This is a genomic window from Paenibacillus hunanensis (genome assembly GCF_034055775.1).
Taxonomy (GTDB): domain Bacteria; phylum Bacillota; class Bacilli; order Paenibacillales; family Paenibacillaceae; genus Saccharibacillus; species Saccharibacillus hunanensis.
On sequence record NZ_CP139194.1, the window covers coordinates 983,272 to 998,068 of the forward strand.

Consider the following 14,797-nt stretch of genomic DNA (forward strand, 5'->3'; position numbering starts at 1 on the left):
TCTCTGTATGTAACATTATACGGACATGAATGAACGCAAGGAACCATGAAAATCATGGATCATGCCATTTTTTTTTGATGGCAATCGTCCTACAATTAGAATGTAAGCGTTATAGTAGAAATCGGACAGTATCGCCCTGATGTCATTGTAGCAGATATAGAGCTGCCATATGGCACCATTCAATATGCATGCCAGGCTTCTGGAAGTGGTGATGAATAGCATTCCTGCATAATCCTATGAAGGCGGCATACTGTACCGGTCATGATTTGGGAGGAAGAGAAACATGCCAATTTTATTCGATAAACAACAACAGCTTTTCCATTTGCAAACGAATGCGACGAGCTATGTGATTCAGCTTGTTCATGACCGTCATCCTGCACATCTATACTGGGGCCCGCGTTTGCGTCAGTCTTCGGTTAGTAGTCTGCTGTACCAGGTAGAGCGTTGCTCGTTCAGCCCGAACTACCATGCAGAGGATCGGACATTTGCTTTTGATACATTGCCTCAAGAATATCCAGGCTATGGACGCGGTGATTATCGCGAGCCAGCCTTTGAAATTGCCCAGCCTAACGGATCGACGATTAACGATCTGCATTATGTGAGCCACCGAATTACGACAGGTAAGCCGAAGCTGGAAGGTCTGCCAGCGACCTATGTGGAGCAGGATGCAGAAGCCGATACACTGGAGATCGTACTCAAGGATGAGCTGACTGGCATGGAAGCGGTCATGCAGTATTCGGTCTTTAACGAGCTGAATGCGATTACGCGTGCAGTGCGTTTCACGAATCAGGGTACAGCAGCGGTATCGATCGAGCGTGCACTGAGCAGTAGCGTAGACTTTGGCGGCGATCAATTCGAGATGCTGCATCTGTCCGGTGCATGGGTACGTGAGCGTCATATGCATTACCGCAAGCTGGCACCCGGATTACAGCGTGTCGAAAGTAAGCGCGGCTCCAGTAGCCACCAGCATAATCCATTTATTGCGTTGCTTGAAAAAGGAGCGAATGAGGAGCATGGCGGTGTGTACGGTATGAGCCTTGTGTATAGCGGTAACTTTGTTGCACAGGTGGAGGTGGAGCAATTCGGTACAACCCGGATGCAGATCGGGATGTCGCCATTTGATTTTAACTGGAATCTGGAGCCGGGCACATCGTTCCAGACACCAGAGGCTGTGCTCGTGTATTCGCATAACGGTCTGGGTGAATTGTCTCGTACGTATCACCGGCTGTATCGTACACGTCTGAGTCGTGGTGAGCATCGCGATCGTGTACGGCCAATTCTGATCAACAACTGGGAAGCGACCTATTTTGATTTTGACGCGCCTAAGATTAAAAATATTGCCGCAGCAGGCAAAGAGCTGGGCATTGAGCTATTCGTACTGGATGATGGCTGGTTCGGTCATCGGGATAACGACCGTTCTTCACTTGGCGACTGGGTAGAGGATCGTCGCAAGCTGCCAGAAGGTCTGGGCAAGCTAGCACAGGATATCGTAGATACGGGAATGCAGTTCGGACTCTGGTTCGAGCCAGAAATGATCTCGCCAGATAGCGATCTGTATCGTGCGCATCCAGACTGGTGTCTGCATGTACCGGATCGCAGCCGTACGATGGGACGTGAGCAGCTCATTCTCGATCTGTCGCGCGAGGATGTGTGCGATTACATCGTGGATTCGGTAAGCAAGGTACTGTCTTCTGCACCGATCACCTATGTAAAATGGGATATGAACCGCAATATGACAGAGATCGGCTCAGCCTTGCTGCCTGCGGAGCGCCAGCGTGAAACGGCACACCGTTATATGCTCGGTCTGTACAATGTGCTGGAGCGCATCACGACTGCCTTCCCGCATGTACTGTTTGAAAGCTGCTCTGGTGGCGGTGGACGCTTTGATCCCGGTATGCTCTACTACATGCCACAAACGTGGACAAGTGATGATACTGATGCGATCGAACGCCTGAAAATCCAATACGGCACAAGTGTCGTTTATCCAGCGAGTGCAATGGGCTCGCACGTATCGGCAGTGCCGAACCATCAGGTGGGACGTATCACCTCGATTGCCACACGCGGTCATGTAGCGATGTCGGGCAACTTTGGTTATGAGCTGGATTTGACTCGTCTGACCGATGAGGAGAAGCAGGAGGTTCGCGATCAGGTTAAGCAGTATAAGGAGCTGCGCGAGCTGATTCAGTTTGGTGATTTCTATCGTCTGCTCAGTCCATTTGAAGGTGATCAGACGGCATGGATGTTTGTATCGGGTGATCGCAGTGAAGCATTTGCTGGTTATTTCAAAGTGCTGGCTGAGCCGAACCCGCCGCTACGCAGATTGAAGCTGCAAGGACTTGATCCAGAGCGCCAATATCGGATGAGCATCAATGGGGTTACTGAAGGGCTGTATTATGGCGATGAACTGATGTATCATGGCATTGCATTGCCAGAACGCTATGGTGACTTCCAGAGCACACTGTTTTCGTTTCGTGCAGAGTAATTGAGGTTGGCATGACAGATAGCTATGATGAACATAAACGATGGATCGCACGTAGCAATGAATCACAGGAGCGCTTATCGAAGTGCAGACTATGATCCATCCTAAAACCGATCTTATCGTTAAAAGAACATCAACAAAGAGAACGCCACCACAGGCGTTCTCTTTGTTTGTCGTGTCATCTTTTGCAAGGTATACTGTTCATAGTTCTGTTGCCTGTACTGGTTAACTGGTGAGGGCATTCGATAGTAAGGACGAGTATATGTGCTGGAATGAGGGATTAATTATGATCGAGCTGATTCTCGGCATCTGGCTGATAATCATTAATGTGATTGCTTATGGCACGATGGCATTGGATAAAAGTCGGGCTGTACGTGGACGCAGTCGTCAACGTATTCCTGAAAAGACATTATTTACGTTAGCCGCTATCGGCGGTGCGGCGGGTGTTTGGCTGGCGATGATCAGCCGCCGTCACAAAACAAAGCATCGTTCCTTTGTGCTTGGCGTGCCTGCGCTGCTGGTACTAAATGTACTCGTATACGGGTATATTTTCTACCGTTTACGGATGGGATGAAATTAAAATAGGAGCAACGCTATCGTTATAATCGTTATAGATATGGCACCGATAGCATGCACAGCAAAGAACCGGAAGAACGCTCATCATGTGCGTTCTTCCGGTTCTTTGCTGTTGTTCAGTTTATTTTGGTATTTGTATTTGATAGGGGTAGAAGGTGAAGGGCTGTTATTGTAATGATACGAGTTATCCAGCTGGCATGCTGCTTGCACCTAAGCGAAATGGCGGCTTACCCGTATATTAACTACGCATATGCTGACGATAGCTGCTCGGTGTTGAACCAAAATATTCCTTGAATTTTTTATGAAAAAAGGATGGACTGGAATAGCCAACCTCCTCAGCAATCGCGGGAATAGGCATCTCGGAGTTGGTCAAGAATAAGGCTGCTTTGTTCAGACGTTCCATTTGCAGTAAATCCATGAAGGAGTGTCCGGTTTCCTTTTTCAAAAAGGCAGAGACATAGTTCGGATGATAGCCGAATTGCTCAGCAAGCTCGACCAGATTGCAATCACGATAATGCTCACGTACATAACGCAGCATCTCCAGCACCATCCGATCACGAGGCTCATGCTGTTCCTGCTGGCTGCCTGTGCTGCTGTGACGTACAAGCTCGGTAAATAGAATAAAGCAGTACGAATCGATCAGCTCTGCCGAGCAAAAATCTCGATCAAAGTATTCGCACATCATGCGCACAAGTGTATCGTGAATCGTCATCGCTGGCTTAGCTTCAAAATACAGATAGCTATTCATCCGGCGACTGTCGAGCAGCGAGTGGATGAGAAACTGGCTCGTCGTGTTCATACTGGCAAAGCGGCTTAAAAAGCTGGAAGACAGATAGTCCCGCTTGAGCTTCACATCGATAATAATATCCTCGTTCCCCGTCTCGTTCACCGTATGTGGTGTCTGCTTATCAATCAAAATGATATCGCCCTCGTTCATCACGATCTGTTGATTCAGTAGCGAGATCGTACATTGTCCACGATAGACATAGATCAGCTCGATATATTGATGCATATGAAATGGAATGTATGCGCCAGGCAGCTGCTGTGAGATCGCAATGCTATCTTCAATCGGCACATAGGTCATATTCAGACTAAGATCGAACAGATAGACCTGCTGTCCCTGTACGATCACAGATGGAGGCTGATAATCCTCGATGATTTGTTGCCAGTCTGGCTTAGGACGCTGATTGTTTTCGAGCAGAAAGGTATCCAGCTGATTCTGATTCATCGGCGTGCTCCTTTCATCCTTATTTATATAGGCACAGGAGTTGTTACAATCAAGAACTCCTACGTGTCAAAGTAGTGCTGTAAGGCTATTATACAACTCGTTCATGAAGAGAAAATGAACAACCGCTAAATTATTAAACATATTGGAATCGAGCAGGATTTTGCTTGGAATATGCTCTTATTCATTTTGTAAGCGCTTGCTATGATGGTGTCAGCGATAGAGCATTCCTCCCTTTACGGACCAATCCGGCGGGTTCGCGGCTCTATATGAATCACGATATTGAAGGAGGCTTATGCAATGGAGCTACAAGCACCACATCATTCGGAGCACACCAGCATGGTACAGCCGGAGCAAGCAGGGCAATATGCAAGCATTCGATGGAAGGAGCGACTTGGTTACGGAATCGGTGACTTTTCTACGAATCTAATCTGGGTCGCTATTACGACCTATTTGACCTTTTTCTACACAGACATTGCACATCTATCAGCGGGTGTGATTGGAACGGTATTGCTCGCGACACGCTTGCTGGATGGTGTAGTTGATATCGGCATTGGCGTGCTCGTTGATCGCACACGCAGTAAGCATGGCAAGGCACGTCCGTGGCTCAAATGGATGAGCTTGCCGTTTGGACTATCCGTAATGCTACTGTTCACAGCGCCTGATCTCGGTGCAACGGGTTCGATCTTCTATGCTGCGATTACTTATTTTATCGTCACGGTCATCTATTCTTCGATTAATATTCCTTATGCTGCGCTGAACTCGCTTATTACGCAGGAGCCGTACCAACGTTCGATGCTCAATATTACACGCGGCGTGCTAAGCATGTGTGGTGGTGTACTTATTAGCGTGATGGCGCTACCGCTGGTCAATACACTGGGTGGTGGGAAAATGGGCTGGTCACTGACATTCGTGATCATCGGTCTTCTCTCTCCGCTACTACTCATGATCACGTATAAAACAACCCGTGAGCGTGTGAAGCCAGTGGTCGTGCAAAAACAGATTCCACTGCGGATTGCTCTGCGCTCGCTCATACGCAATAAATACTGGCTGCTCGTGGTCGCTTTTACAACACTGGTATTTTTGAGCAGTGGCATCAGTTCGGCGCTGAATATCTATTATGCACAGTATATTTTGCATGATTCAGGATTAGTTGGTGTACTGGCGCTAGCAGGGCTGTTGCCGATTGTGATCGGGATGCTGGTCTCTGCTCCATTAATCAAGCGTCTGGGTAAACGCAATACCGTTTTGCTGGGGATGTGCATCTCACTCGCTGGTGCATTACTCGTGCTTATTCAGCCGTCCAGTCTGGAAATTGTGCTGTTAAGTACAGTACTGAAAACGTTAGGCACGGCACCTGCTGTAGCTACAGGTGCCGCGATGCTGGCAGACACGGTTGAATACGGCGAGTGGAAAACAGGGGCACGGATCGAAGGCTTAATCTATAGCGGTAGCGGATTGTCTTCCAAAATTGGCACAGGACTTGGCGGCGCGTGTGTCGGTTGGGCTCTGGCGTGGGGTGGCTATGTAGGTGGCGTGCAGTTCCAATCCGCTTCGGCACTTCAGGCGATTACGACATTGTTCTTATACGTGCCGATTGTGCTGGCGATATTGCAAATTGTACTGATGACGATGTATCAGCTAGATAAACGTTATCCAGTTATCATTGCTGAACTAAAAGCAATGACTAATCCCCAATCTTAAATACGAACTTCAACTATAGGAGTGATGACGATGAATCAAGCAATGTTTCCAGCATCCTTTATGTGGGGCACCGCTACAGCGGCTTATCAGGTAGAAGGAAATAATCGATACAGCGACTTCTGGGCAGAGGAGCATGCAGAAGGCTCGCCTTATCGCGACAAATCCGGTGCTGCAATTGATCATTATCATTTGTATCGAGAAGATATTCAGCTGATGGCAGGTCTCGGTCTGAATACGTATCGCTTTTCGATTGAATGGGCACGGATTGAACCGGAGCGCGGACAGTTTTCACGCGAAGCGACCGAGCATTATCGCGATATGCTACAAGCCTGCCATGAGCATGGATTGACACCGCTCGTAACGCTGCATCATTTCTCTTCGCCACAATGGCTGATGAAGCTGGGTGGCTGGGCGAGCGTTGAAGTGGTAGCATGCTTTGCAGCGTATACCGAATGGGTTATGCGTGAGCTGGGTGATCTGATTCCGTATGTGATGACCTTTAATGAAGTGAATTTACCGATTATGCTGCGTGAGGTATTTTCTACTATTGGTGTGATTCCGCCAGTAGGTATTGATGCGGCAGCATGGTCAGCACCGGCATGGCGTGAATCGGCAGCACGTCTATGTGGCACGACGGTAGAGCGTTATTTTACCTTTCATATGATCTCGGATGAGCGTAGCATCGATCTGCTCAAACAAACACATCGTCGTGCGCGTGCGATCATTCGCCAGCTTCGACCGGAGACTAAGGTCGGCTTCTCGATGGCACTATCAGATGTGCAGTATATTCCCGGCGGCGAAGCGATTGCTGAACAGAAATGGGCTGCTTATTTCCGTACGTATGCCGATCTGGCAGAGGGAGATGACTACTTTGGGCTGCAAAATTACACACGCCAGGTGTACGGATCCGATGGTCTGGTAGCCCCTGAGGAAGACGCAGAGCTAACACAGATGAAGTATGAATTTTACCCGGAGGCATTAGAAAAGGTAATCCGACGTGTAGCAGATGAGCTAAAGCTACCTATTATCATCACCGAACATGGTGTAGCGACAGAGGATGATACACGACGTGTGGAGTATATCCGTCGTGGTCTGCAAGGCGTACAGTCCTGTCTTGCTGATGGCATTGATGTGCGTGGGTATATGTACTGGTCTGCATTTGATAATTTTGAATGGAATTCGGGATATGCGATGACCTTCGGTATGATCGGGGTAGATCGCTCGACTCAGGAGCGTACGGTGAAGGCGAGCGGACATTATCTAGGACAGATTGCACGCAGTCATAATATGCGCACGCCAGAATCTGCTCGCTGAGTAGTTACACATGCCTCTCTCGTTTCAGTAGGAAAGTGTTGCGGGTAATTCATTGTACAGGCATCAAATAGCATTTGTAGCTGCTTATTGCTTGAGTAGAAAAAGGGCTTGGTCTATCGCTAGATGCTGTTCATATGTTAACAGTGATATAATAGGGATGTGCCAGAGAATTGCCCGAACCTGTACATAACCGTCTGCGGCACGAACAATCGGGCAGCGGCTATCATTTTGAAGTCAGCATTACGCTGAGAAGAGAGGGGAACAAACATGCTGTTTTCTAACATTTTGCTTGCTTACGATGGTTCTAAGGCTTCTAATAAGGCACTGAATCGTGCTATTGAGCTAGCTCAGGCGAATCCAGAGGCACATATCGACGCGATCCATGTGTTTGATTTTCCACGTTACTTTATGGGCGAGGGCATTGTACCCGTGCCAACGACGTCGAATGAAGAGCTGTACGAGATGGCGATGCAGACCGCGAAGGAAGCCAAGCGCCGCCTGGATGAGTCAGGTATTACAAACAAATATGATGTCGAAATGATTCAAGGCTCTGCTGCACAGAGCATTCTTGAATTCGCTGACAGCCACAACTCTGATGTGATCATCATCGGTAGCCGTGGACTGGGCAGCATTCGTGAATTTGTACTTGGTAGTGTGAGCCATAATGTGGTGCAGCACGCTCGTATCCCGGTATTGATCGTAAAATAAAGCAACCTACTACAATAGCATCAAGCAGTCGGATAGCCAGTACGCTTCCTAGGAAGTGTACTGGCTATTTTTGTATAATAATACCAAATTACTACAAATAAAATAGAAGAAACAGCCGATAACATCTATAGCTTGTGCGTGATGTTCGTATTTATGCACAGATGGAGTTTGATCCAAAGGCATTAATTATTCGTTAAACAGGTTAATAACTAAGATGTACGGAACGACAAGTGAGCTCATCATTTATTTTCAAGTCTGACAGTATGGCTCTGATAACAATGAGATGATGCAACAGAGAAGGGAGCAATAATAGATGGAAATACAGCTGCAAGTATCTGAATCGATGTTAGGCAAGCTCGACCTGCTCATGGAGCGCATTCCCTATCTAGCTGAAACGATTACAGGCGTTACCTATGTGGAAACGGCTCGCATGGTTGTAGTCGCTCTGGATACAGAGGAGATTGCGGAAGCAGAGGAGCTGCACGAAGACTATGCTGCTCTGTGTGATAGCCTGATGCAGACCCGTGTCATTAGTAAAACCGTCGTGCGTAGTAATCAATCGGACTCGGATCGGTCAGTGATCTCATCTGCATCGGTATCCAGTGAAGCGCCGGTATCTGCTCCCTATCTGGATGAAACGGATATTACGTTACTGGAGCAGCTGGATCGTTCCTTTATCGAGATTGCGCGACATCATGGCGCTGTTCTTCGTGAGTATCCTTCTACATTTACTAAAGCCAATATGGCACGCAACCAGTATCATATTAATTTTCCGCAAAATATTGTCGGTGTGGCAACTGTGCCGCATCAATTCAAAACGATCAATCGTTTTCGTGAGCAAGCAGCTTCGCATTCGCATCATCAATCACTTGTTCCAACAGGTGAAATTTTGCAGCCTTGTATTTGCTATCATTGCTATGAGGAGCAGCAAGGTAGTCGTTCAGGCAGTCGTCGCATTATGACAGCGAAAGGGAAATGCTTCCGTAACGAGATCGCCTGGCGCAAGGATGAATTCCGTCGCACTGAATTCATGATGCGCGAGATTGTATTCGTCGGTGATCAGCAGTGGGTTATGGATACACGCAATGCGATTATGGATGAGGTGTGGGAGCTGTTTACGGGGCTTGGCTTAACGGGCAAAATCGAAACAGCGACAGACCCGTTCTTTTTCAGTCAGGATGTGAAAACAAAGGGCGCCTATCAAATGGTCAGCAATGCAAAGTATGAGCTGGCAGCCGTGCGCAATAATGGACAGGAAAGCTCGATTGCATCGTTTAACTATTGTGAGGATGTATTGTGCGGCAAATACGATATTCGCGATGAGGACGGCAATGGGATGTACTCAGGCTGTGTTGCATTTGGTATGGATCGCTGGAAGGAAGCCTTTCTGGAGCGCTATGGCCGTGATCAGAGTCAGTGGCCGACCTTTACGATTCAAGCGCTGAAGCAAGAGCAGATGTTAGCCGTAGCTGCTACTCCTGTCGCACATAGAAGCTGTAGCGAGGACGCAGAGCAAGCCATCATACACGTATTGCACGATATTTTCCAGAGAGAAGTAAACCTGGAGCCAGATGAAGACCTGAATCAAGCAGGGCTCGACTCGATCACCACGATTGATCTGATTGTCGGTCTCGAAGAACGGCTCGGTATTCGTATTCAGGATCAAGACCTGACCGTAGCGAATCTATCCTCGATTCGTACGATTACGGAGATGCTGAACAATAAATACTGTGCAGTGGTCAGTTAAGCACCATCCAGCTCATCGTAGATTCCTGTGTTCTCCCAATGCCAAAGGATATCTGCTGATTTCTTCAGCAAGTGGATAAAGCAGTAGGGATTCGGCTACAGGTAATCCCTTTTTCTAAACCAGGACGCACCGTTATCACTAGACTCCCTGTCATCCAAAGGAGCTAAGGCGATAACGATGCGTCTTTTTTGCTGTTTTCAAGCTTTACAGCAGTTATGTAGTGAAATAAATCATCAAAATACGAACAATTAAAAATGTGAACTTTGTAACGTTCGCCTTTTAAGTTGACATACCATGGAACTCATTGGTACACTGTGTAACGAAGCTTATAAATAACGTGAATTGTGATTTGACTCGTATAACGCTGGGAATAAGGCCCGGAAGTATCTACCCGAAAACCGTAAATTTTCGGACTACGAGAGCAGGGAATGAACAGGTAGCACGGCCATCAGGCTGTCTACATGCTGTTGCTACATCCGGTACGATCCTCCGTGCAAGCGAGGAAGCCGGCGTGTCAGGCACCCGCATTTCATCCGTTCGGTGCTCGGTAGTCCGGAAATCCTGGAAAACAACTGTTTTCTCATGGGTTTGCGGATTTTTTTCTGACTGGAAATCGAAACGTCGATAAATAGTCATTCATTTCCAGTCGCTAACATTGCGCGAACAAGCGAATGCTATGCTTGATAGATAGAGCAGCTAGGCTATTGAACCTTTATCCTTTCACAGAAAGTAGGTAATGTCATGTCAGTACAGATCGCTGTCGTGATGGGCAGCAAGTCAGATTGGGAAACGATGCAGCATGCCTGTCAGGTGCTGGATGAGCTGAGCATCCCTTATGAAAAGCAGGTTGTGTCTGCACATCGCACACCGGATTTGATGTTCCGTTTTGCTGAAGAAGCGCAGGATCGCGGCATTAAGGTAATTATCGCTGGTGCTGGAGGCGCAGCACATCTGCCAGGAATGATCGCTTCCAAAACATTGCTTCCCGTTATTGGCGTACCGGTCAAATCGGCTGCGCTGAACGGACTCGATTCCCTGCTGTCGATCGTACAAATGCCAGGCGGCATTCCGGTTGCTACTGTAGCGATTGGTAAAGCGGGCGCGATTAACGCTGGACTGCTGGCAGGTCAGATGATCGGTGCATTTGACCGTTCCATTCTGGAGCGCCTGAACGAGCGTCGTGAGCGCATTAAGCAGGAAGTGCTAGAATCCAGCGAGACACTGGGAGCTGATGAATGATGAACCCATCTGTACAAGGACGCAAGGGTCGTATCATTGAGCCGGGCTCGACGATTGGGATACTTGGCGGTGGACAGCTTGGACGGATGATGGTGCTACAGGGTGCGCCGCTTGGCTACCGTTTCGTTACACTGGATCCGGCAGACAACGCACCGTGCGGACAGGTGAGCAGCCAGATCGTTGCGCATTATGATGATGTAGAAGCGGCCCAGCAGCTTGCAGAGCAAGCGGATGTGATCACGTACGAATTTGAAAATGTGGATGCTGGCGTTGCCGCATTGCTGGAAGAGCAGTCCTACGTGCCGCAGGGCAGTAAGCTACTCTACACCACACAGCATCGTTTACGTGAGAAACGAGCGATTGAGGCAGCAGGCGCAACCGTTGCCCCGTATGCTGAGGTGAAGAGTGCAGAACAGACGCTGGAGGCGGTACGCCGTTTTGGTACACCGTGTGTGATGAAGACAGCAACCGGCGGCTATGATGGCAAAGGGCAATTCGTGATTCGTAGCGAGGAGCAGGCTGCACAGGCATACGAGGAGCTTAGCGCAGCAGGTACTGATCTTGTCGTAGAGCAATTTATCGACTTCGCATGCGAGCTGTCTGTTGTCGCTGCTCGTAGCAGCAATGGGGAGATCAAGACCTTCCCGGTCGCGGAAAATATTCATATCGATAATATTTTACATCTGTCGATTGTGCCTGCACGCGTAGCGGATGAGGTACAGCGCCGTGCGGAGCAGATGGCAGCAGCGATTGCCGAATCGATGGATGCGGTCGGCTTGCTGGCAGTAGAGCTGTTTTGCACAGCGGATGGCGAGCTGTATGTGAACGAGCTAGCACCAAGACCGCATAATTCTGGACATTATACGATGGAAGCCTGCGCGACCTCACAGTTTGAGCAGCATGTACGAGCGATCTGCGGCTTGCCACTTGGTAGTACAAAGCTGCATATGCCCGTCGTGATGGTGAACATTCTTGGCGAGCATGTGCCGGAGGTACAGCAGCGTATGCTGGTGGCAGATACGGAAGCAGAGCGATTGAATGTCATACCGAAGTACCATTTATATGGTAAAGAAGAGGCCAAACACAAACGTAAGATGGGACATATCAATGTGCTGTGTCATAATAGTGAAGACGCTCTGAATTGGATAGAGCAAACCAACATATGGAGGACGAGAACCTATCATGATTGAACGTTATAGCAGACCGGAGATGCGCAACATCTGGAGTGAGGAAAACAAATTCAAGGCATGGCTTGAAGTGGAAATTTGCGCGTGTGAAGCATGGGCAGACCTGGGTGTGATTCCGAAGGAAGATGTGGAGAAGCTGCGTGCGAATGCAAGCTTTGATATTGACCGCATTTATGAGATTGAGCAGGAGACACGTCATGATGTGATCGCCTTTACACGTGCCGTATCCGAAAGTCTGGGCGAGGAACGTAAATGGGTGCATTATGGTCTGACTTCTACCGACGTGGTGGATACTGCACTCGGTTACCTGCTGCGTCAGGCGAATGAAATTTTGGAACGCGATATTATCAATTTTATCGAAATTTTGAAGGAAAAAGCACTGGCTTATAAAAATACGCCGATGATGGGACGTACTCATGGCGTACACGCGGAGCCAACGACATTCGGTCTGAAAATGGCGCTGTGGCATGAGGAAATGAAGCGTAATCTGGAGCGTTTCCGTCATGCGGCTGACAATGTGCAGTACGGTAAAATTTCCGGTGCGGTCGGTACATATGCCAACATCGATCCAGCGGTAGAAGAATTTGTATGTAACAAGCTGGGCACAAAGGCAGCACCGATCTCCACGCAAACCTTGCAGCGTGATCGTCATGCCGAGTACATGGCAACACTGGCGCTGGTAGCAACATCGCTCGACAAATTTGCAACCGAGATTCGCGCCCTGCAAAAGAGCGAATTCCGCGAGGTGGAAGAAGCATTTGCTAAGGGTCAAAAAGGCTCGTCCGCGATGCCACACAAGCGTAACCCGATCGGCTCGGAGAACATTTCCGGTCTATCGCGTGTGATCCGTGGTCATATGGTGTCCGCGTATGAAAATGTAACGCTGTGGCATGAGCGCGATATCTCGCACTCATCTGTAGAGCGTATCATTTTGCCAGATGCGACAATGCTGCTGAACTACATGCTGAACCGTTTTGGCAATATCGTGAAAAACCTGACCGTATTCCCGGAAAATATGCAGCGTAACATCCAGCGTACGTATGGCGTACCGTTCTCCGGTCGTGTGATGACCAAGCTGATCGACAAAGGCATGAGCCGTGAGCAAGCGTACGATACAGTACAGCCGCGTGCAATGCAGGCGTGGGAAGAACAGCGTTCGTTTAAAGATATCATTTCCGAGACACCGGAGATCACATCACAGTTGAGCAGCGAAGAGATCGAAGATGCATTCAATCCAGCATGGCATCTCAAGCATGTAGATACGATTTTCAAAAAGCTCGGTCTGGACTGAGATAACGGAAGATCAGATCAACCAGAAGGCATACATGTATATACCAACCTGAGGGAGAGGGAACGCAATATGGCAGCACAGGCATTAGCTACGGCAGCGGATCTGATCGATGCGCCGCTCATTTATAAAGGTAAAGTACGAGAGCTGTACGATCTGGGCGAGCATTTCTTGATTGTTGTGACGGATCGTATCTCGGCATTCGACTATGTGCTTGATCCGCCTGTACCACATAAGGGTGAGGTGCTGAATCGTCTGAGCGCCTACTGGTTTGGCGAGACCAAGCATCTGATCGACAATCATGTGGTGCATATCGATGTGGATCAGCTTGGTGATATCGTGCGTGATCGTGAAGCGCTGCGTAACCGGATCATGGTGACACGCAAGGCGGAGCGGATCGATATGGAATGTGTCGTACGCGGCTATATTACCGGTGGCGGCTGGCGTCAATATGAGCAGACAGGCGAGGTCAATGGTATCGCCTTGCCGCAGGGCTTGCGCAAAAATGGCGAGTTCCCTCAACCTATTTTTACACCGGCAGCGAAAAATGATGTCGGACATGATGAGGATATTTCATTTGAGCAAATGAAGCAGCAGGTTGGCGAGGAACTCGCGGTTCAGTTGCGCGACAAAAGCATTGAGCTGTATGAGTTCGCACGCAAACAGTGCTTGCAGCACGATATTATTTTAGCGGATTGCAAATTTGAATTTGGACTGATCGATGGCAAGCTGATTCTGATCGATGAGATCTTCACCCCGGATTCCTCGCGTTTCTGGGCCAAATCGAATTATGCACTCGATATTGAGATTGACAGTATGGATAAGGAGCCCGTGCGTACGTATCTGGCAGGCACCGATTGGGATAAAAACAGTCAGCCCAATCCTCTTCCAGCTGAGGTTGTACAGGCGACAGCAGAGCGTTATCTGGCGATTTACGAAAAGCTTACCGGTTCCAAACTTTCGTAATGCTACCGCTAGCTATCGACTCGTTTCATTGATTGGTTAGGTAATACGAATGATTTTGCAGGTGCTATACGATATGAAATGCAAGCTATTCACCATTCCAAGGAGGAACAATGAACCCATGATCAAAGCGACTGTCCATGTGACCATTAAAGAAAGCGTACTTGACCCACAAGGAGCAACTGTACAAGGAGCACTGCATTCTCTCGGATTCAATGAAGTAGAGAGTCTGCGCATCGGCAAATTTATGGAGATTGAGCTGGATACCGACAACCGTGAGGAAGCGGAGCAGCGCCTGAAAGTAATGTGTGAGAAGCTACTGGCTAATACAGTGGTTGAAGACTATCGATTCGAACTGGAGGGTTAA

General features: G+C 48.5%; 12 protein-coding genes and 1 riboswitch. Of the genes, 11 read left to right on the forward strand and 1 reads right to left on the reverse strand.

Going from position 1 to position 14,797, the window contains the following annotated elements:
- Positions 1-283: 283 nt before the first annotated feature.
- Entirely contained in the window at positions 284-2,482 is a 2,199-nt protein-coding gene (locus SK066_RS03895; RefSeq protein WP_320543714.1) for an alpha-galactosidase, read from the forward strand.
- Between the two features lie 283 nt (positions 2,483-2,765).
- Positions 2,766-3,053 carry a DUF1294 domain-containing protein gene (locus SK066_RS03900; RefSeq protein ID WP_320543715.1) on the forward strand — a complete coding sequence of 96 codons (288 nt, stop codon included), beginning with the start codon at positions 2,766-2,768 and terminating at the stop codon, positions 3,051-3,053.
- Positions 3,054-3,293: 240 nt separating this feature from the next.
- Here SK066_RS03900 and SK066_RS03905 read toward each other — a convergent pair whose 3' ends face one another.
- Positions 3,294-4,283, reverse strand: a complete 990-nt coding sequence (locus tag SK066_RS03905; protein ID WP_320543716.1) for an AraC family transcriptional regulator — start codon at positions 4,281-4,283, stop codon at positions 3,294-3,296.
- Positions 4,284-4,580: 297 nt separating this feature from the next.
- On the opposite strand from SK066_RS03905, the gene SK066_RS03910 reads away from it, so the two are divergent.
- The 9 genes from SK066_RS03910 to purS all read left to right on the forward strand — a co-directional run bounded on the left by SK066_RS03910 (position 4,581) and on the right by purS (position 14,797).
- Positions 4,581-5,984, forward strand: coding sequence for an MFS transporter (locus tag SK066_RS03910; RefSeq protein ID WP_320543717.1), 1,404 nt, complete (start codon positions 4,581-4,583; stop codon positions 5,982-5,984).
- Positions 5,985-6,014: 30 nt separating this feature from the next.
- Positions 6,015-7,298, forward strand: a complete 1,284-nt coding sequence (locus SK066_RS03915; RefSeq protein ID WP_320543718.1) for a glycoside hydrolase family 1 protein — start codon at positions 6,015-6,017, stop codon at positions 7,296-7,298.
- A 267-nt stretch (positions 7,299-7,565) separates the two neighbouring features.
- A complete protein-coding gene (locus SK066_RS03920; protein ID WP_188778537.1) occupies positions 7,566-8,006 on the forward strand; it encodes a universal stress protein in 441 nt (146 codons plus the stop codon).
- A 313-nt stretch (positions 8,007-8,319) separates the two neighbouring features.
- Positions 8,320-9,753 carry a phosphopantetheine-binding protein gene (locus SK066_RS03925; RefSeq protein ID WP_320543719.1) on the forward strand — a complete coding sequence of 478 codons (1,434 nt, stop codon included), beginning with the start codon at positions 8,320-8,322 and terminating at the stop codon, positions 9,751-9,753.
- A gap of 334 nt (positions 9,754-10,087) precedes the next feature.
- Positions 10,088-10,189, forward strand: a riboswitch (purine riboswitch).
- Positions 10,190-10,494: 305 nt separating this feature from the next.
- A complete protein-coding gene (purE, locus tag SK066_RS03930) occupies positions 10,495-10,992 on the forward strand; it encodes a 5-(carboxyamino)imidazole ribonucleotide mutase (protein WP_320543720.1) in 498 nt (165 codons plus the stop codon).
- Positions 10,989-12,182 carry a 5-(carboxyamino)imidazole ribonucleotide synthase gene (purK, locus tag SK066_RS03935; protein WP_407673740.1) on the forward strand — a complete coding sequence of 398 codons (1,194 nt, stop codon included), beginning with the start codon at positions 10,989-10,991 and terminating at the stop codon, positions 12,180-12,182. Before purE ends, purK begins: the two co-directional genes overlap by 4 nt.
- Positions 12,175-13,470 (forward strand): adenylosuccinate lyase, encoded by a 1,296-nt coding sequence (gene purB, locus SK066_RS03940; protein WP_188778531.1) that lies wholly within the window; start codon positions 12,175-12,177, stop codon positions 13,468-13,470. Before purK ends, purB begins: the two co-directional genes overlap by 8 nt.
- A gap of 69 nt (positions 13,471-13,539) precedes the next feature.
- Positions 13,540-14,433, forward strand: coding sequence for a phosphoribosylaminoimidazolesuccinocarboxamide synthase (locus SK066_RS03945; protein ID WP_320543721.1), 894 nt, complete (start codon positions 13,540-13,542; stop codon positions 14,431-14,433).
- A gap of 118 nt (positions 14,434-14,551) precedes the next feature.
- The gene (gene purS, locus SK066_RS03950; RefSeq protein ID WP_188778527.1) at positions 14,552-14,797 is read left to right on the forward strand and encodes a phosphoribosylformylglycinamidine synthase subunit PurS; all 246 of its coding nucleotides are present in this window, start codon (positions 14,552-14,554) and stop codon (positions 14,795-14,797) included.